This is a genomic window from Methylobacterium sp. 275MFSha3.1, from assembly GCF_900108435.1.
In the GTDB taxonomy this organism is placed as follows: Bacteria; Pseudomonadota; Alphaproteobacteria; order Rhizobiales; family Beijerinckiaceae; genus Methylobacterium.
In genome coordinates this window covers 148,808-165,386 of the sequence record NZ_FNWP01000005.1, presented here as the reverse complement: position 1 = coordinate 165,386, position 16,579 = coordinate 148,808, and the positions used below count along the sequence as shown (strand labels likewise).

Genomic DNA, 16,579 nt, shown 5'->3' with positions numbered 1-16,579 from the left:
CCCGCGGGAGCCGGGCTCGCCGGGGGGCGGTCCCGCGCGCGGCCTCACCCGGGAGATGCCTTTGCGCCTCGACCGCCGTCTCCTGCTCGCCGGTCTCGGAAGCGTCCTCGGGCTGCGCAACGCCCGGGCGGAAGGGCCGGCGGAGACGGCACCGCAGCCCGCGCCGCACGAGTCGATCCGGGCTCTGCCGCGCTCGCTGCCCGGCGCGGATCTGCAGGTGATCGAGCTGTGGCCCGGCGCGCCGCCGGGCGGCGGCGACGGGCCGAACCCGGACGGCTACCGCTACGTCGAGGGGACGTTCGGCGACGTCACCCGGGTCGCGCGGCCCTGTCTGCTGGTCATGCGTCCGGCCAACCCGAACGGCGCCGCGATGATCGTCGCGGCGGGCGGCGGCTACGAATTCATCGCCCTCGGCAACGAGGGCGTCCCGGTCGGCCGCGTCCTGAACGCGGCCGGCATCACGGTCTTCCTCCTCGTCTACCGCCTGCCCGCGGAGGGCTGGGGCTCGGGGCCGGACGCGCCGCGCCAGGATGCCCAGCGCGCCCTCCGGCTGGTCCGGGCGCGCGGCGCCGAGTTCGGCATCGATCCCGCGCGGGTCGGCGTCCTCGGCTTCTCGGCGGGCGGCCACCTCATGGGCGAGACCGCCGTCGGGAGCGCCCGGGACCTGTACGCGGGCGTCGACACCGCCGACGCCCAGCCGATCCGGCCCGCGCTGGCCGGTCTGATCTACCCCGTCATCACCATGCGCAAGCCGTTCGACCGGACCGCGACCCGCCGCATCCTCGTCGGCGACGACGTCACCCCCGACGAGATGAAGACCTACTCGGTGGATCTGCAGGTCGGGCCGGATACGCCGCCGACCTTCCTCGTCCAGGCGATCGACGACCCCGTCGCCGTGGCCGACCATCCGCTTCTGATGTTCTCGGCGCTGCGCAAGGCGCGGGTGCCGGCCGAGCTGCACCTGTTCGAGCGCGGCGGCCACGGCTTCGGGCTCGGCGCGCCCGGGACACCCGTGGCGGCCTGGCCGGGCCTGTTCCTGGCCTGGATCCGCCTGCACGGCTTCCTGCGTGCCTGACCGCTCACTCGCCCCGCGTCTGCAGGCGATGCAGCTTGGCGACCTTCGGCCGGCTGGTCCGGAACTGGCCGCGCTCCACCGCGACGAAGACCACGATCGCGATGGCGACCGTCGTGAGCCACCAGACGGCAGTCAGCCCGACGCTCAGGCAGGCCACCGTGAAGGCGGCGGCGAAGCAGCCCATCGCGCCGGGAACGAGGGCCGGGCCGTCCCGGCCGGCCCGCCGGATCGAGGCGTAGAGGGCGAAGGCGGCGGCCAGCGCGCCGACGATGCCGAGCTCGTACCAGAACTCGAAGAGCGCCGTGGTCGGCGCGTTGGCCGGCAGGAGGCCGACCAGGCGTCCGCGCAGGGCCGTCTCGAAGCCGTGCCCGGTGATCAGCCGCACCGGATCGGAGGTGACGACCTTCTGCCAGCTCTTCAGTGACAGCACCGCGGGGGCGACCGGCCCCAGGAGCGCAGCTCCGACCGGCCGCGCCAGGAAGGGCAGCAGCGGCGCCGCCGCCAGCAGGGCGGCCGAGAGGAGAGCGGTGAGCGTCACCCCGAGCCGCGGCCGGTAGCTCGTCACCGCGAAGGCGACGGCGCCAACCGACAGGGCGGCGATCTGCGTCCCGTCAGGCTGGACCGTGAGCGCCAGGGCGACGAGCAGCGCGAGGCCCAGCGCCTCCCGGTCGCGGCGGCGGGACCGCAGCCACGCGAGGGCCGGCCAGAGCAGCAGGATGAGCAGGACGAGGCCGCGATCGAGGGCCCCGTCATCCTCGACTCCGGGCGGCGCGATGTGGGCGCCGAACAGCCCGAGCATGATCGCCACGATCGCGCCCGCCACGACGCCGAGCGGCAGGAGGTAGAGGTTCGCCGAGCGCATCCTGTCGGGGAGGGCGAGGTAACCCAGGAGGGCGAGTCCGATGGTCGCGCCGAGATTGGCCAGCCGCTCCAGCGCCGGCCCGAGGAAGGGGGTCCAGGTCAGCGACAGGGCCGACCACAGCACGACCAGCATGCCGGCCAGGAAGGCCGGAGCCGTCAGGAGGCGGTAGGTCGCCGGGCGGACCGGACGCTGGCGCCGGTCGATGACGCTGGCGATGATCAGGAGGATCACGGCGATCGGCGCGAGGATCACCGAGGCGCGGCGGGCGACCTGCGCGAGAACGGGGAGAACCACGAAGAGGCCGAAGAAGCCGATACGCCGCAGCAGCGCGGCGGCGTCGAGCGCCGGATCGATGGTGGTGGAGTTCGACGCGCGCGGCATCTTGCGCCTTCTCCCGGACCGGGACGGCCGGATCCCTGCTCGATACGCAAGGCTCGCGCAAGCTGCTGTAGACGTTGCGCCACAGTCTGGCCCGCGCGAACCGCGCTCACGCGACGGTCGCGGTCTCCCGCGGGCGCCGGCGCACGGCCCGGCGGCCGACATCCGACGCGACGCGCCAGCCGCCCCACGCGACGAAGAACCCGATCAGACCCGCGGCCAAGCCGTCGGCGCTCGTGGGCACGGCCGGGCTGAAGTCGTGATAGGCGGCCTCGGCCACCGGCACGTCGGGATCGCGGAGCATCGCCACCACGCGCCCGAGTGGGCTCGTCGCCGCACTCAGGGCCTGCTGCTGGGCGCTGAGGCGGGCGAGACGGGCGATGTCGGCCCGCGCGGCCTCGCCGCGACGGGCGACGAGCTGGTCCGGGTTGGCGCGCAGCCGGTCGACGGCGCCCTCGCGCGTCGTCCCGGACGCCTGCGCGTCGGATTCGAGGACTGCCACCTGCCGACGGAGCTCGTCCGCGGCGCCCCCGAGGCGCTGCGCGTATTGCTGCGCGAATTCCGGGGCCTGCGCGGCGACCACGCCTCCGAGCAGGCCGAGGGCGAGGCCGAAGGTGCGGAACACGCGAAACATGCCTGGCCTCCGACGGGGGAATCGACCCCCGACAAAGAGCATGCGCGGGGCGGTGGTTCCAGCCGCGGGTGAGACGACCCCTGACCCTGCGTCTCAGCCCGGCAGCGTGAGGAGGCCGGCCTTGCCGTCGGCGCAGCCGAACAGCAGGCGGCCGCCGCGCGCGTCCCAGCCGAGCGCCGTGACGCCGCTCCCCTGGACGGCCGGTCGCACCAGCAACTCGGCCGCGTCGGTGAAGCGGACGAGCAGGATGCAGCCGTCCTCGTAGCCCATGGCCAGGACCGGCGCCTTCGGGTGGAACGCCACGCGGGAGACACGGGCCGGGCGGACGCCGCATTCCCGCGGGGCCTTGCCGGTCGGACCTTCCTTGGAATCGAAGGGCCACACGATCGCCGCCTCGGCCCCGCTGGTGGCGAGCCAGTTCCCGTCGAACGACCACGACATCGAGCGGACCTTGCCGGGATAGCCCGACATCCGCATGTGCCCGCGATCCGGCTGGAGGCGCCAGCCGTGCAGGCTGTTCTCCTGCATGGTCGACACCACGAAGCGCCCGTCCGGCGACCACGTGACGTCGATATGCGAGCCCTTCCAGGTGATCACCTCGGCCGGCGTCTCCAGATTGGGGTACCAGAGGCTCACGCCGTTGTAGTGGGCGACGCCGAGCCGGTAGCCCTTGGGCGCGAAGACGAGGCCGCGGGCGGAGGACGGCGCCTCGAAGGTCTTCTCGCGGCCCTTCGCGTCGCGGACCACGACGGTCCGGCCGGCCGACCAAGCCACCGCGCCGTCGGGATGGGCGGCGAGCGCGTCGATCCAGGCGCCGCCCTTGGCGAGGCCGAGCTGCTCCATCGCGCCGTCGGCGCGGATCGCCACCACGCGGCCATCGTCGCCCCCGGTGAGCAGCCGGTCGACTCCGCCGGCCGCGACGAGGATCCCGCTGTCGGGATGCGCGGCGACGCGGGTGATCCCGTCCTCCCGCACCAGCGCGACCGTGCCGTCGCTGAGCGCCAGGGCCGGCACGTCCTTGAGGAAATGCGCGGCGAGCACGTGCTCGCCGGGCTCCAGCGCGGCGACGTGACTGGTGAGGGACGGGTTGCTGACGGGGCTGCTCATGTCGGGGGGACATTTGCGGCCGGCGGCGCGGTGCGCAAGACCAGGAAGGCGGTAATCAACGCCAGGCCACCCGAGATCGCCGCCGGGGCGATCAGCGCGTAGAGACCGAATTGCTGGTAGGCCCGCGCGCCCAGGTAGGCGCCGAACAGCAGCGAGATCCAGACGGAGGCGTCGCCGAGCCAGCCGAGCGGATCTCCGGTGCGGGTCAGGGCCTGCGCGATCTTCTGGCCGAGGCTGAACAGCGCGCCGGTGACGAAGGTGGTGCCGGCCCGGAAGCCCTTCACCTGCGCCAGGACCGCGTTCTGGGATCCCATCGCCAAGGCGACGAAGAAGGCCGCGACGCCGAGTTCGGGCGACTGGAGTCCGAGCCCCAGACCGGCGAGGATCAGGAGCGACTCGTAGGCGAGGACCGCCGGCGTCGCCCAGCGCGGCGGCACCAGGATCGCCAGCCCGCTCCCGAGGACCGATCCCGTCAGGAACGCCAGGATCAGGATCGCCGGGAGGATCATGTGGTGCAGCTCGACCTGGGCGCCGAGAACGGCGAGCTGCGTGGTGTTGCCGCTCATGAAGGACGTGTAGAGGCCGCCGAGCCGTACGAAGCCGAGGGCGTCGACGTAGCCGGCCATACCGGTAAGGAGCAGGCCGACGCCCAACTGGGCCGGGCGGTTCACGGTTCGGCCCCGCGGTCGCAGATCGGTAACGCTCTGTTAACCATTCGGACGCCTTCGTTCAGGGGTGACGGGCCGCGGTTAACGCGCCGCTCACCAAACCCGAGCAATTCGATGCAAACACGGTGAACGCCGCGTCGGAAGGGGTCGTTGCCCCAGCGATCCGGCTCGGGAACACCGTGCCCCCGCCGGGTGAGTGGGAGTTGCGTCATGGTTCCGTTCGCCGCCGCGTTCGTCTGCCCGACCCTGCCCGTTCCGGACCGGGGCGCCGCCACGATCCTGGTCGTCGAGGATGAGCCGACCGTGTGCGAGCTGGCCGCCGAGGCGCTCCTCGAAGAGGGGTACCGGGTGCTCACCGCCGCGGATGCCTGGGAAGCCGAGGCGATCCTGGCCCGGGAGAGCGTCGACCTGCTCTTCACCGATATCGATCTGGCCCGCAACACGGACGGCCTGTCGCTCGCCCGGTGCGCCCGCCGGCTCTCGCCCGACCTCCCGGTCGTCTACACCTCCGGGGGCCGGGCTTCCCTGGCGGGCTGCGAGGCCGTTCCGGGCTCGGTCTTCGTGCCGAAGCCCTACCGTCCGAGCCAACTCGTGGCGCTGACGCAGGATGTCCTGCGCGCCGCGCCCCTGCACACCCTCTGAACTGGATCTTCGAGGATCACCGCCATGTGGCGCTCTCTTCCCGCACTCGGTCTCGCACTCGCCGCCGCGCTCGCTGCATCGCCGGCCGGGGCCGCCTGCGACGTGAAGGGCGCGCAGATCGAGGAGGCGATCGCCAAGAAGAGCGAGCTGCGCGAGGACGCCAACGCCCAGCTGGTGCGCGATCTGCGGACCCTGCGCGACGCCGCGATCGTCCTCGAGAGCTACAAGTTCCCCGGCGAGTGCGAGGTCCTGCTGGGGATCGTGCGCTCCCTGCTGGCCAATCCGGGCAAGACCATCGAGCAGAGCGGCGACACCGACGAGGAGAAGGCCGAGGACCTGATCGAGGCGCGCGAGCCCAAGGCCGCGGCGGGCGAGCCCAAGAACGCGCCGGGCGGGCCGAAGGCGAAGTAGCGCCTCGCCGTCCGGGCCGCCGCGCCGCCTCAGCGCTCCTCGCCGGCACTGGCTCCGATCTTGGCGCGTGCCAGGGCGCGGCTGAGCTTGGCGGCGATCTGCGCGCGCAGCATCTCCGCCATCTCGATATCCACCAGGCGCCAGCTCAGGCCACGCAGCCGCAGCCGGATCCGCGTGCGCTCGGCGCGTGACCCTTCCGGCGGGATCGGGATCACGACCGCGCGGAAGCCGCGCATCTCCAGGGCCGCGTAGTACGGCATGAGCCGCCCGAGGCCGCGGATGACCAGCCCCTCCGGCCGTGTGCCGGCCGGGCGCTCGAGGTCGAGCTTGTCGGGCCAGCCATTGGCCAGCAGGTCCATCACCGTCTCCGGCGTCACCATCGTCTCAGCGAGCGCCAGGGCGAGGCCGTAGGCGGCGTCGTTGAGACGCTGGCGGTCGCGGGGCTCGAGGTCGGGATCGGTCTCGGACGCCGCGCGCATCGCGGCGGTGATCTGCCGAACGAGCGACAGGCGCAGCGTCCGGAAGTTCACGTGGCTCTCGACATAGGCGGCATCGTGCCGGCGCACCGCCTGCGCTAGGTCGTAGAGCGACCAGAGCGGGCTCATCGTAAAGGCGAGCCACGCCAGGGCGAGGGCGACCGGGACCGCGAGCCAGCGCACGGCCTCAGTGCCCCGTCCGCGCGGTCATGACCGCGCCGCCCATCGATCGAGGCCGGCGAAGGCGGCCACGACGCGCTCGTAGACCGGCCGCTTGAAGGGAACGATCAGGTCCGGAAGCTCTGAAAATCGCGCCCACCGCCAGGCGTCGAACTCCGCCTTGTGGGCGCCGCCGCCAAGCCGGAGCACGTCGATCAGATCCTCGCTGCCGACGAAGCCGTAGGCGAACCATTTCTGCGTCTGTCCGCGGTAGCGGCCCTTCCAAGCCTGCTTCATCACCGCCGGTGGCAGATCGTAGGGGAGCCAGTCCGGAATCTCGGCCAGGAGCTTCACGGCCTCGGGCGGAACGTTGGTTTCCTCGTAGAGCTCGCGGCGGGCGGCGGCCTCCGCGTCCTCGCCGGGATCGATGCCGCCCTGCGGCATCTGCCACATGTGCGGACCGTCGACGTGCTCGGGACCGGCATCCTTTCTGCGACGCCCGACGAAGACGCCGCCGGACGGCGCGATCAGGGCGATGCCCACGCAGGGGCGGTAGGGCAGGGCGATGCCCGGGTCGGAATCCGTTACCATCGCGGCGACCATAGGTCAGGGGGAGGCGAGGCGGCAACGTCGACCAAGTCTTCACCGGCCCGGAAGGCGCCGGATCTACTTGCGCTGACTTTGGACACGGACACGCTCAATCGGCAGTCGAGACCCGCTTGTCGCGAGCGCCCCGCAGCGCCACGCTCGCCGGCACGAGGCGCAGCCCGCGCGAGTCGATCTCCTTCGCCCAGCGGGCGATCCGATCGATGCTCAGCGGTGTCCCGGTCGCCGAGACCAGGGCGAAGCCGTTGGCGCGGGCCCGGGCTTCGGCCTGGGCGAGCGCGGCGTCGATCGCGTCGGCGCGCGGCGTGGCGTCGAGGACGATCTCGGCACGGGCCACCGGCGTCTTGCCCTTGTTGGCGGGCGCCGCCGCGGGTTTCGGGGCCGTGCCGTCATCGAGGAACCCGAGACCGCGGGCGCCGATCTCGCGCAGGATCGGCTCGAAAGCCGCGTCTGCCATCAGCTTGGAGCCCATGAAGTTCACCGCGCCGACGTAGCCCGGGAATCGGCTCATCGCCCAGGCGAGGCGGTCCGCGTTCTCCGGTCCCCGCAGCGCGGTCAGCAGCGTCTGCGGACCCGGATCGCTGTCGGGATAGTCGAAGGGTTCCATCGGGAGTTGCAGGAAGATCTCGTGGCCGGCGTCCCGCGCGCGCGCCGCGGCGCGCTCGGCCTCGCCCCCGTAGGGTAGGAAGGCGAGGCTCACGGCGGCGGGCAGGCGCGCGGTGGCGCCCGCGGTCGCGGCCTGACCGACGCCGAGACCGGTCACCACGATCGCGATGCGCGGCCCGCTGCCGGCCTCCTCGGTCCGGGCGTAGACGTCGAGGGCGCGGATGCGGCCCTCGCCGAGCTTCGGCATGAGACCGTGGCGGCCCGCCTCGCTGATCCGCGGGTCGGGGGCCTGGGCGAGACGGGGGGCGCTCGGCGGCGGCACGCGGATCACCACCGCCTCGCTCGGCCCGCTGCCGGCTGGGCGCACGACCGTCACGCCGGACGCGGTCTCGACCTCCTCGGCGCTGCGCTGGAGGGGCGCCGTTCCCGGCGCCGTCGTGATGACCTGGGGCTGCTGGGCTACGGGGGCCTGTGCGGCCGGACGGGCCGCGGGTTCGCGCGTCGCGATCGCCACCTGCACGCGGGGCTCACCGCCGTGGGGGTCGCCCAGCGCGAGCACGAGGCCGGCCGCCACCGCGAAGCCGGCCGCGAGCGCCGCGGCCGCGACCCGGGGCCTGCGGGCAGCCGCGATCAGCCGACCGATCCGGCCTGCGGGCTGCTCCGGCGCCGCCTCCGGCACCCCGAGGGGGCGCGTGAGGATATCGTCGGTGGACTCGGTCAAGCGGCTCTCGATACGGGATCGCGGTTCCTGCGCGGGTCGGCGCGGTCCCAACCCTCGCATCCATTGCGGCCGGGTATGGTTAACGTTCCGCTAACGCCCGGTCCCAGAACGGGAAATCCCGCCCGGCGGGTGGCCGGACGGGATCGGGTCAGAGGGGCGCGGGGTTACCGCGCGATCAGTTCGGCAGGCTCGGCTTCTGCTGCTGCTGCGCGGGCGTGCCGTTGGCGGCGCCCTTCTGGATGCCGTGCAAGAAGTCCACGGCCGAGATCAGCTGCTTGTCCTTGGCCGGATCCGGCGGGACGTAGGCGGAGGATCCGCCGCGCTCGTCGGTGTCCTTCTGCTTCAGGTGACCCTTCAGCCCGGCCTCACCCTTGGTCTCGTCCTTGCCCTTGAGCTCGTCCGGCACGTCCTGCGTGACCTCGACGTCCGGCTCGATGCCCTTGGCCTGGATCGAGCGGCCCGACGGCGTGTAGTAGCGCGCCGTGGTGAGCCGGAGGGCGCCGGAGCCGCCGAGCGGGATGATGGACTGGACCGAGCCCTTGCCGAAGGAGCGCGTGCCCATGATGGTCGCGCGCTTGTGATCCTGGAGGGCGCCGGCCACGATCTCGGAGGCCGAGGCGGAGCCGCCGTTGACCAGCACCACGATGGGCTTGCCCTTGGTCAGATCGCCGGCCTTGGCCGAGAACCGCTGCGTCTCGTCCGGGTTGCGGCCGCGGGTGGAGACGATCTCGCCGCGATCGAGGAAGGCGTCGGAGACCATCACGGCCTGATCGAGCAGCCCGCCCGGGTTGTTGCGCAGGTCAACGATGTAGCCCTTGATCTTGTCGGCACCGATCTCGCCCGTGAGCTTGTCGATGGCGGCCCGCATCCCGTCGAAGGTCTGCTCGTTGAACTGGGTCAGGCGGATGTAGGCGACGTCGCCACCCTCGATCTTCGAGCGCACCGGCTTGATCTTGATCACGTCGCGGGTGAGCGTGACGTCGATCGGGTCCTTCGACTCCTTGCGGCTGATCTTGAGCTTGACGCTCGAGTTGACCGGGCCGCGCATCTTGTCGACCGCCTGGTTCAGGGTGAGGCCCTGGACCTGGTCGTCATCGATCTGCGTGATGATGTCGTTCGCGAGCAGGCCCGCCTTCGCCGCCGGGGTGTCGTCGATCGGCGTGACGACCTTGATCAGGCCGTCCTCCATCGTGACCTCGATGCCGAGGCCGCCGAACTCGCCGCGGGTGGTGGTCTGCATGTCGCGGAACGCCTTGGCGTCCATGTAGCTCGAGTGCGGGTCGAGCGACGTCAGCATGCCGTTGACGGCCGCCTCGATCATCTTCGACTCGTCCGGCTTCTCGACGTAGTCGGTGCGGACCTTCTCGAAGACGTCGCCGAACAGGCTGAGCTGGCGGTAGGTCTCGGCCGAGGCGGCCACGGCCCGCGGACCCGACAGGAAGTCGGTCTGGGTCGCCACCATGGACGTTCCGGCACCGAGGAAGGCGCCGAGCATGATCAGGGAAGTCTTGCGCATCAGCCGCGAACCTTCTCGCCAAGTACCGTATTATTCGGGCTCTTCGCCCACCACGGCTCCGGATCGATGGAGCCGCCGTCCTTCTTGAACTCGACGTAGAGCGTGGGATCACCCTCGGACCCGCCGGGACCCGCACCCCTGTCGCCCATGCTGCCGACCGGTTCGCCCGCGAGCACGAACTGACCGACCTCGACGCTGATCTGGTCCATTCCCGCGAGCAGAAGATAGTAGCCGTCGCCCGCGTTGATGATCAAGAGTTGGCCATAGGACCGAAACGGCCCGGCGAACTGCACCCACCCGTCGGCCGGGGACGAGACCGACGCCTTCGGGCGGGTTGTGAACGACACGCCGCGGGTCGTCCCGCCGTTGCCGTCGGGCTGGTTGAAGCCGCGTGCGACGCGTCCGCTCACCGGCCGCGGCACTTCGCCCCGCGCCTCGGCGAAATGCACCTTGGGCGCGAGCCGCGCCGGATCGCGGAAGCCGGCCGCGGCGAACCGCTCCTGCGTGATGCGCACCTCGCGCTCCGCGGCGGCCTTGGCCTCCTCGGCGGAGCGCTTCGCCGCGGCGACCTCCGCCTCTGTGCGGTCGAGCAGGTCCTTCAGGTTCTTGGCCTGCGCGCCGAGCTCGGTGGCGCGGCGCCGCTCGGCCGTGAGGCCGCTCTCCACCTCCGCCTGCCGCGCGCGCCGGGCGGCGACCAGGGCCTGCAGGCGCTGCTGCTCGCGCGCCCAGCCGGCGAGGTCGTTCGAGAGGCCTTCCTTGTCCTGCGCGATCAAACCGCGCAGCCTGATCATTTCCGCGAGATCGGCCGCGAGCGTGTCCACCTCGCCGCGCAGTTCCGGCACCACCGCACCGAGCAGCATCGAGGTTCGGATCGCGGCCAGCACGTCCTCGGGGCTCACCAGCACCGCCGGCGGCGGGCGGCGGCCCATCCGCTGGAGCGCCGCCAGGATCTCGGCGACGATGCCGCGCCGACCCTGCAGCGAGTGCCGGATCGCGGCCTCGCTCTCGCTCATCGCCTTCAGGCGCTCCTCCAGGCGGCTGAGGCGGTCTTCCGTCGCCTGCGCCTGTCGATTCGCGTCGAGGAGGGCGGTGTCGAGCTTCGCGCGGTCGGACCCGATCGCCGCGATCTCGGATTCGAACTGCGCGCGCTGCCCCGCGCTGGCGGCGAGGGCGTCCTGCACGCGCTTCAGGTTCTCGGCCCGGCGCTCCCGCTCCTCGTTGGCCCGCTGGATCGCCTCGGGATCCGTGGGCTTCGGGGTCTCGGCGCGCGCGGCGACAGTGATCGACAGCGCGGCCAGCAGGGCGAGTGCCGCGCGCGCGCGCCGCGACCCAGGCTTCGACTCGGGCTCGGACATCCTCACGGCTGCTCAGCCCGCCTCACCGCGATGGTACGGGTGACCGGCCAGGATGGTGAGGCTGCGATAGAGTTGTTCGAGGGCGAGCACGCGAACGAGTCCGTGGGGCAGGGTGGCGGCCCCGAACGACAGGATCAGCCCCGCGCGCGTCCGAATTGAGGCGTCCAGCCCGTCCGGTCCGCCGATCACCACGACCAGGGCCGGCCGGGCCGCGTCGCGCCAAGCGGCGACGCGCTCGGCCATGGCCTCGCTGGCGAGATCGGCCCGACCGCGCTCGTCATAGGCGACGAGGACACCGCCCGCGGGCAGATGGGTCGCGAGCGCCGCGGCCTCCTCGGCGCACCGGTCGGGCGCGCGACGGGCGCGGGATTCCGGGATCTCGACGCTGTCGCAGGACGGGAAGCCGAGGCCGCGTCCGAGTTGCGCGGCGCGGTCGCGATATCGTGACGCGAGTTCGCGCTCCGGCCCGGCCTTCAGCCGTCCGACCGCGGCCAGGACCAAGCGCACGGATTCGGATCCGGCCTAGCCGGCCGCGATCCCGACGGGGCGGTCGGCGCCCCACATCTTCTCGAGGTTGTAGAAGCCGCGGACCTCGGGGCGGAAGATGTGCACCAGCACGTCGCCGGCGTCGATCAGCACCCAGTCGCAGGCCGGCATGCCCTCGACCCGGGCGTTCCCGTAGCCACGATTCTTCATCTCCTGGATGATCTTGTCGGCGATCGAGCCGACGTGACGCTGCGAGCGACCCGACGTGATGATCATCGTGTCGGCGAGCGAGGTCTTGCCGGCCAGATCGATCGCGATCGTCTCCTCGGCCTTCATGTCGTCGAGGCATTCGAGGGCGAGCGCCTTCAGGTCGACCGAGCGCGCCTGACTGGCTTCGACCGGGGCCTGGACGGGGGTGCGGATCGTCTCCGTGTGACTGGTTTCGGGCAGAGTCCTGGTTCCTCGTTCTGCCGCACGGCGATGTCGGGCCTTGCGGGATCAGGTGAAATTGGCGGTATCGGGCCGCGATTGCAACCGCGCAGACTTCGGCGGCGCCGTCCCCCGACCCGTGCGCGCGCGGATCTGCGTGGACGACAGGGTCGAGCGCGGCCCGTGCAGGAACATCCAGGCCGGCGGCGACTGCAGCGCGAGCGTCGACGCCGCCGCCTCGGGGACCCGGGCACCGGCCAGGCGTCGGGCCGCGCGGGCACTCAGCGGCGTCATGGTGAAGCCGGGCCGGTCGATGACGGCGATCGGCACGAGGCGGGCGATCTCGGCGAAGCCCTTCCAGCGATGGAAGGTCCCGAGGGAATCGGCTCCCATGACCCAGACGAAGTGAACGCCTGGGCACCGGCGCGTGAGGAAGCGCAGCGTCTGCACCGTGAAGCGGACGCCGAGCGCAGCCTCGATCCCGGTCACGGCGATCCGCGGGTGCCGGGCGATCTGGCGCGCCTGATCGCACCGCGCCGCGACGGAGGGGAGAGCACTCCGGCTCTTGAGCGGGTTCCCCGGGCTCACCAGCCACCAGACCCGGTCGAGCCCGAGCCGACGCAGGGCCGCGAGCGTCACGTGCCGGTGGCCCAGATGGGCGGGATTGAAGGATCCGCCGTAGAGGCCGATCCGCATGCCGGGAGCGCTCGGCGGCAGGGTCAGCCGCACGCCGAACCGTCAGTGCGCGTCACGGGCGGATCTGGCCGCTGCCGTGGACCCGGTACTTGAACGTGGTCAGCTGCTCGACGCCCACCGGCCCGCGCGCGTGCATCCGCCCCGTGGCGATGCCGATCTCGGCCCCGAAGCCGAACTCGCCGCCGTCGGCGAACTGCGTGGAGGCGTTGTGGGTGACGATCGCCGAGTCGACCTCGGCCAGGAAACGGGTCGCCTCGGCGTCGTTCTCGGTGATGATCGCGTCGGTGTGATGCGAGCCGTAGGTCTCGATGTGCTCGATGGCGGCCTCGATCCCGTCGACCACCCGCACCGCGATGATCGCGTCGAGGTACTCGGTGTGCCAGTCCTCCTCTGAGGCGGCCGTCACGCGCGGATCGACCGCGCGCGTCGCGGCATCGCCCCGGACGGCGCAGCCGGCGTCGAGCAGGGCCTGGACCAGCGGCGCGAGGTGCGTCGCCGCGCAGGCGCGGTCGACCAGCAGGGTCTCGGCGGCGCCGCAGACGCTGGTGCGGCGCATCTTGCTGTTGAGCAGCACGGTGCGGGCCATGTCGAGGTCCGCCGCCGCGGCGACGTAGACGTGGTTGATGCCGTCGAGATGGGCGAAGACCGGCACGCGCGCCTCGGCCTGGACGCGCTCCACGAGACCGCGGCCGCCGCGCGGGACGATCACGTCGACGCAGCCGTCGAGGCCGGCGAGCATCAGGCCGACCGCGGCGCGGTCGCGGGTCGGCACGAGCTGGATCGCGTCCTCCGGCAGGCCCGCATCGGCGAGCCCGCGGCTCATGGCCTTCGCGATCGCCATCGCGCTGCGATGGCTGTCCGAGCCGGCCCGGAGGATCGCGGCGTTGCCGGCCTTGAGGCAGAGCGCGCCGGCATCCGCCGTCACGTTGGGGCGCGCCTCGAAGATGACGCCGACGACGCCGAGCGGCACCGCGATGCGCTCGATCAGGAGGCCGTTCGGCCGCTCGATCGCGGCGAGCTGGCGCCCGACCGGGTCGGCGAGCGACCCGACCTTCTCGACCGCGTCCGCGATGGCCGCGAGGCGCCCGGGGTCGAGCGTCAGACGGTCGATCAGCGCGGCGGTCTGGCCCGCGCTCCGGGCGGCGGCCACGTCCCGGGCGTTCTCGCCCAGGATCTCGTCGCGGCTCGCGCGGATCCGCTCGGCGATCAGCTTGAGCGCGACGTCCTTCGTCCGCGCCGAGGCCAGCGCCATGCGCCGCGCCGCCGCCCGGGCGCGGCGGCCGATCGCCGCCATCTGCTCCGGAAGGGCGTCGGCCTCGGCGAAGTCCGATCTCAGGTTCAGGACGGGCACGCTGGCGTCCTCGGTTGTCGACGGCCGCGCGCGGCCCGGACGGGGAGAGAGCGCCGTATTTGCACATCGCGCGCCGTCCCGACAAGAGTGCCGGGCCGGGAACGGTGGCGATCATCGAGACAAAAATTGTAAATAGATTAGCTTGTGTCGACGATTTCTAGAATAGTGCCAAGTCATCGCGGTGCACCATCCATGCGCGACCGGGATAGTTGAGCAGTTCCGGAATGCGCGCGCTCGGATGACCGATGATCAGCGCGGCCTCGGCGCTGTCATAGGCCACCAGACCGCGGCCGAGGATCCGGCCTTCTGGATCGCGGATCATCACGGCGTCGCCGCGGGAGAAGCTGCCCTCGATCGCGCGCACGCCCACGGGAAGCAGGCTGGCCCCGCTCCGGAGCGCCTGCTCGGCGCCCGCGTCGATCGTCAGGGTGCCGCGCGGCTCCAGCGAGCCGGCGATCCAGGTCTTCCGGGCGGCCGTGGGCGTGGACCCCGAGAGGAACCACGTGCAGCGCGCGCCGTCCCGCACGGCCTTCAGCGGGTTCTTTCCGCGCCCGTCCGCGATGACCAGGTGCGTGCCGCCCGAGGCCGCGATCTTGGCGGCCTCGACCTTGGTGCGCATGCCGCCCCGCGACAGCTCGGAGGCCGGGCCGCCGGCCATCGCCTCGATCTCGGGAGTGATCCGGTCGACCACGGCGAGGTGGCGGGCCTCCGGATCGCTCCTGGGCGGGGCGGTGTAGAGGCCGTCGATGTCCGAGAACAGCACCAGCACGTCGGCGTCGATCATGGTGGCGACCCGGGCGGCGAGCCGGTCGTTGTCGCCGTAGCGGATCTCCGAGGTCGCCACCGTGTCGTTCTCGTTCACGACCGGCACCGCGCGCATCTCCAGGAGCTTCAGCACGGTGGCGCGGGCGTTGAGGTAGCGGCGGCGCTCCTCGGTATCCTGCGGCGTCACGAGGATCTGGCCGGCGACGATGCCGTGATGGCCCAGCGCCTCGGCCCAGTGGCGCGCCAGCGTGATCTGCCCCACCGAGGCCGCGCCCTGGCTCTCCTCCAGGCGCAGGACGCCGGGCGGCAGGCCCAGCACCGTCCGGCCGAGGGCGATGCTGCCCGAGGACACGACCAGGACGTCGACGCCGCGCCCGTGCAGCTCCGCGATGTCCTCGGCCAGCGCGGCGAGCCAAGCGTGGCGGAGGCGGCCGGCATTGCGGTCGACCAGCAGGGCCGAGCCGACCTTGATGACCACGCGGCGGAATTCTTCGAGGGCAGGGATCATGATTCTTGCGGGACGGCGCGTTCGGGGCGGGTGTGAACCAAGACCCGCCCTTTGAACAGTCGGTCGAGGGCTACGGCTGCCAGGCGGCCGCCGGCTTCCGCTCGGCCTCGGCGCTGGCGTCGATCTCGGCCTGAAGCGCGCGCAGCGCCTCGGGAACGCCCTTGCGGCTCGCCGAGGACAGGACCAGCGGCGCGCGGCCGGCGGCGCGCTTCAGCTTGGCCACCTGGCTCTTGAGCGTGTCGGCGTCGAGGGCGTCGGCCTTCGAGAGCGCCACGATCTCGGGCTTCTCCGCCAGGCCGTTGCCGTAGGCCTCGATCTCGCCGCGCACCAGCTTGTAGGTCTTGCCGGCATGCTCGCTCGTGCCGTCGACGAGGTGCAGCAGCACCCGGCAGCGCTCGACATGGGCGAGGAACCTGTCGCCGAGGCCGACACCCTCGTGCGCGCCCTCGATCAGGCCCGGGATGTCGGCGAGCACGAACTCGCGCCCGTCCGACCGCACCACGCCGAGGCCGGGATGCAGGGTCGTGAACGGGTAGTCGGCGATCTTCGGCTTCGCCGCGGTGACGCTCGCCAGGAAGGTCGACTTGCCGGCGTTGGGGAGGCCGACGAGGCCGGCATCGGCGATCAGCTTGAGCCGCAGCCAGATCCACATCTCCTGGCCTTCCAGGCCGGGATTGGCGTGTTTCGGGGCCCGGTTCGTGGAGGTCGTGAAGTAGGCGTTGCCGAAGCCGCCGTTGCCGCCCTTGGCGAGGCGGATCTTCTGGCCGACCTCGGTCAGGTCGGCGAGCAGCGTCTCGCCGTCCTCGGAGAAGATCTGCGTGCCGGCCGGGACCTTCAGGACCGTGTCGGCGCCGTTGGCGCCGTGGCAGTTCGAGCCCATGCCGTGCTCGCCCTTCTTGGCCTTGAAGTGCTGCTGGTAGCGGTAGTCGATCAGGGTGTTGAGACCCTCGACGCACTCCACCCAGACATCGCCGCCGCGGCCGCCGTCACCGCCGTTCGGTCCACCGAACTCGATGAACTTCTCGCGCCGGAACGAGACGCAGCCGGGACCGCCATCACCGGAGCGGACATAGACCTTGGCTTCGTCGAGGAACTTCACCACCTGAATCCTTTGTCGGGCGCGGATTC

18 protein-coding genes are annotated in these 16,579 nt (G+C 72.2%); 3 read left to right on the top strand and 15 right to left on the bottom strand.

Features of this window, described 5'->3' with window-relative positions:
* Positions 1–61: 61 nt before the first annotated feature.
* Positions 62–1,075 carry an alpha/beta hydrolase gene (locus BLW78_RS07205; protein WP_091678014.1) on the top strand — a complete coding sequence of 338 codons (1,014 nt, stop codon included), beginning with the start codon at positions 62–64 and terminating at the stop codon, positions 1,073–1,075.
* A 4-nt stretch (positions 1,076–1,079) separates the two neighbouring features.
* Here BLW78_RS07205 and BLW78_RS07200 read toward each other — a convergent pair whose 3' ends face one another.
* The 4 genes from BLW78_RS07200 to BLW78_RS07185 form a co-directional block, all read right to left on the bottom strand.
* Positions 1,080–2,318 (bottom strand): hypothetical protein, encoded by a 1,239-nt coding sequence (locus BLW78_RS07200; RefSeq protein ID WP_056521927.1) that lies wholly within the window; start codon positions 2,316–2,318, stop codon positions 1,080–1,082.
* A gap of 106 nt (positions 2,319–2,424) precedes the next feature.
* Positions 2,425–2,949 (bottom strand): DUF2937 family protein, encoded by a 525-nt coding sequence (locus BLW78_RS07195; protein ID WP_091678012.1) that lies wholly within the window; start codon positions 2,947–2,949, stop codon positions 2,425–2,427.
* A 93-nt stretch (positions 2,950–3,042) separates the two neighbouring features.
* A complete protein-coding gene (locus BLW78_RS07190; RefSeq protein WP_091678009.1) occupies positions 3,043–4,056 on the bottom strand; it encodes a WD40 repeat domain-containing protein in 1,014 nt (337 codons plus the stop codon).
* A complete protein-coding gene (locus tag BLW78_RS07185; protein WP_026604673.1) occupies positions 4,053–4,727 on the bottom strand; it encodes a YoaK family protein in 675 nt (224 codons plus the stop codon). Before BLW78_RS07185 ends, BLW78_RS07190 begins: the two co-directional genes overlap by 4 nt.
* Before the next feature lie 207 nt (positions 4,728–4,934).
* Here BLW78_RS07185 and BLW78_RS07180 point away from each other — a divergent pair, with 207 nt between their 5' ends.
* Together BLW78_RS07180 and BLW78_RS07175 are read left to right on the top strand one after the other, a co-directional pair.
* Positions 4,935–5,366 carry a response regulator gene (locus BLW78_RS07180; protein WP_020091470.1) on the top strand — a complete coding sequence of 144 codons (432 nt, stop codon included), beginning with the start codon at positions 4,935–4,937 and terminating at the stop codon, positions 5,364–5,366.
* A gap of 24 nt (positions 5,367–5,390) precedes the next feature.
* Positions 5,391–5,777 (top strand): photosystem reaction center subunit H, encoded by a 387-nt coding sequence (locus BLW78_RS07175; RefSeq protein WP_091678006.1) that lies wholly within the window; start codon positions 5,391–5,393, stop codon positions 5,775–5,777.
* Between the two features lie 29 nt (positions 5,778–5,806).
* Here the strand turns inward: BLW78_RS07175 and BLW78_RS07170 are convergent, their stop codons facing one another.
* The 11 genes from BLW78_RS07170 to obgE form a co-directional block, all read right to left on the bottom strand.
* A complete protein-coding gene (locus BLW78_RS07170; protein WP_020091472.1) occupies positions 5,807–6,436 on the bottom strand; it encodes a DUF2939 domain-containing protein in 630 nt (209 codons plus the stop codon).
* A gap of 24 nt (positions 6,437–6,460) precedes the next feature.
* A complete protein-coding gene (locus BLW78_RS07165; RefSeq protein ID WP_091678004.1) occupies positions 6,461–7,015 on the bottom strand; it encodes an RNA pyrophosphohydrolase in 555 nt (184 codons plus the stop codon).
* A 94-nt stretch (positions 7,016–7,109) separates the two neighbouring features.
* On the bottom strand, positions 7,110–8,345 hold the full coding sequence (locus BLW78_RS07160) for a divergent polysaccharide deacetylase family protein (protein WP_091678001.1): 1,236 nt from the start codon (positions 8,343–8,345) through the stop codon (positions 7,110–7,112).
* A gap of 175 nt (positions 8,346–8,520) precedes the next feature.
* The gene (locus BLW78_RS07155) at positions 8,521–9,861 is read right to left on the bottom strand and encodes a S41 family peptidase (RefSeq protein WP_056521910.1); all 1,341 of its coding nucleotides are present in this window, start codon (positions 9,859–9,861) and stop codon (positions 8,521–8,523) included.
* A complete protein-coding gene (locus BLW78_RS07150) occupies positions 9,861–11,216 on the bottom strand; it encodes a murein hydrolase activator EnvC family protein (protein WP_091678000.1) in 1,356 nt (451 codons plus the stop codon). Before BLW78_RS07150 ends, BLW78_RS07155 begins: the two co-directional genes overlap by 1 nt.
* A gap of 12 nt (positions 11,217–11,228) precedes the next feature.
* A complete protein-coding gene (gene rlmH, locus BLW78_RS07145) occupies positions 11,229–11,723 on the bottom strand; it encodes a 23S rRNA (pseudouridine(1915)-N(3))-methyltransferase RlmH (RefSeq protein ID WP_091677997.1) in 495 nt (164 codons plus the stop codon).
* Between the two features lie 15 nt (positions 11,724–11,738).
* Positions 11,739–12,071: a ribosome silencing factor gene (gene rsfS / locus BLW78_RS07140; protein WP_085986769.1), complete on the bottom strand. Its 333-nt coding sequence runs from the start codon at positions 12,069–12,071 to the stop codon at positions 11,739–11,741.
* A gap of 129 nt (positions 12,072–12,200) precedes the next feature.
* Positions 12,201–12,860 (bottom strand): nicotinate-nucleotide adenylyltransferase, encoded by a 660-nt coding sequence (locus BLW78_RS07135; protein WP_091677995.1) that lies wholly within the window; start codon positions 12,858–12,860, stop codon positions 12,201–12,203.
* A gap of 19 nt (positions 12,861–12,879) precedes the next feature.
* The gene (locus tag BLW78_RS07130; protein ID WP_091677992.1) at positions 12,880–14,178 is read right to left on the bottom strand and encodes a glutamate-5-semialdehyde dehydrogenase; all 1,299 of its coding nucleotides are present in this window, start codon (positions 14,176–14,178) and stop codon (positions 12,880–12,882) included.
* Positions 14,179–14,335: 157 nt separating this feature from the next.
* On the bottom strand, positions 14,336–15,451 hold the full coding sequence (gene proB / locus BLW78_RS07125; protein WP_091677989.1) for a glutamate 5-kinase: 1,116 nt from the start codon (positions 15,449–15,451) through the stop codon (positions 14,336–14,338).
* Positions 15,452–15,521: 70 nt separating this feature from the next.
* On the bottom strand, positions 15,522–16,550 hold the full coding sequence (gene obgE, locus BLW78_RS07120) for a GTPase ObgE (protein ID WP_091678284.1): 1,029 nt from the start codon (positions 16,548–16,550) through the stop codon (positions 15,522–15,524).
* Positions 16,551–16,579: the final 29 nt, after the last annotated feature.

Bases quoted from the DNA above. Each gene is read 5' to 3' on its own strand.
- BLW78_RS07200 (WP_056521927.1), bottom strand. From the start codon at position 2,318: ATGCCGCGCGCGTCGAACTCCACCACCATCGATCCGGCGCTCGACGCC.
- BLW78_RS07195 (WP_091678012.1), bottom strand. From the start codon at position 2,949: ATGTTTCGCGTGTTCCGCACCTTCGGCCTCGCCCTCGGCCTGCTCGGA.
- BLW78_RS07190 (WP_091678009.1), bottom strand. From the start codon at position 4,056: ATGAGCAGCCCCGTCAGCAACCCGTCCCTCACCAGTCACGTCGCCGCG.
- BLW78_RS07180 (WP_020091470.1), top strand. From the start codon at position 4,935: ATGGTTCCGTTCGCCGCCGCGTTCGTCTGCCCGACCCTGCCCGTTCCG.
- BLW78_RS07175 (WP_091678006.1), top strand. From the start codon at position 5,391: ATGTGGCGCTCTCTTCCCGCACTCGGTCTCGCACTCGCCGCCGCGCTC.
- BLW78_RS07165 (WP_091678004.1), bottom strand. From the start codon at position 7,015: ATGGTCGCCGCGATGGTAACGGATTCCGACCCGGGCATCGCCCTGCCC.
- BLW78_RS07155 (WP_056521910.1), bottom strand. From the start codon at position 9,861: ATGCGCAAGACTTCCCTGATCATGCTCGGCGCCTTCCTCGGTGCCGGA.
- BLW78_RS07150 (WP_091678000.1), bottom strand. From the start codon at position 11,216: ATGTCCGAGCCCGAGTCGAAGCCTGGGTCGCGGCGCGCGCGCGCGGCA.
- proB (WP_091677989.1), bottom strand. From the start codon at position 15,451: ATGATCCCTGCCCTCGAAGAATTCCGCCGCGTGGTCATCAAGGTCGGC.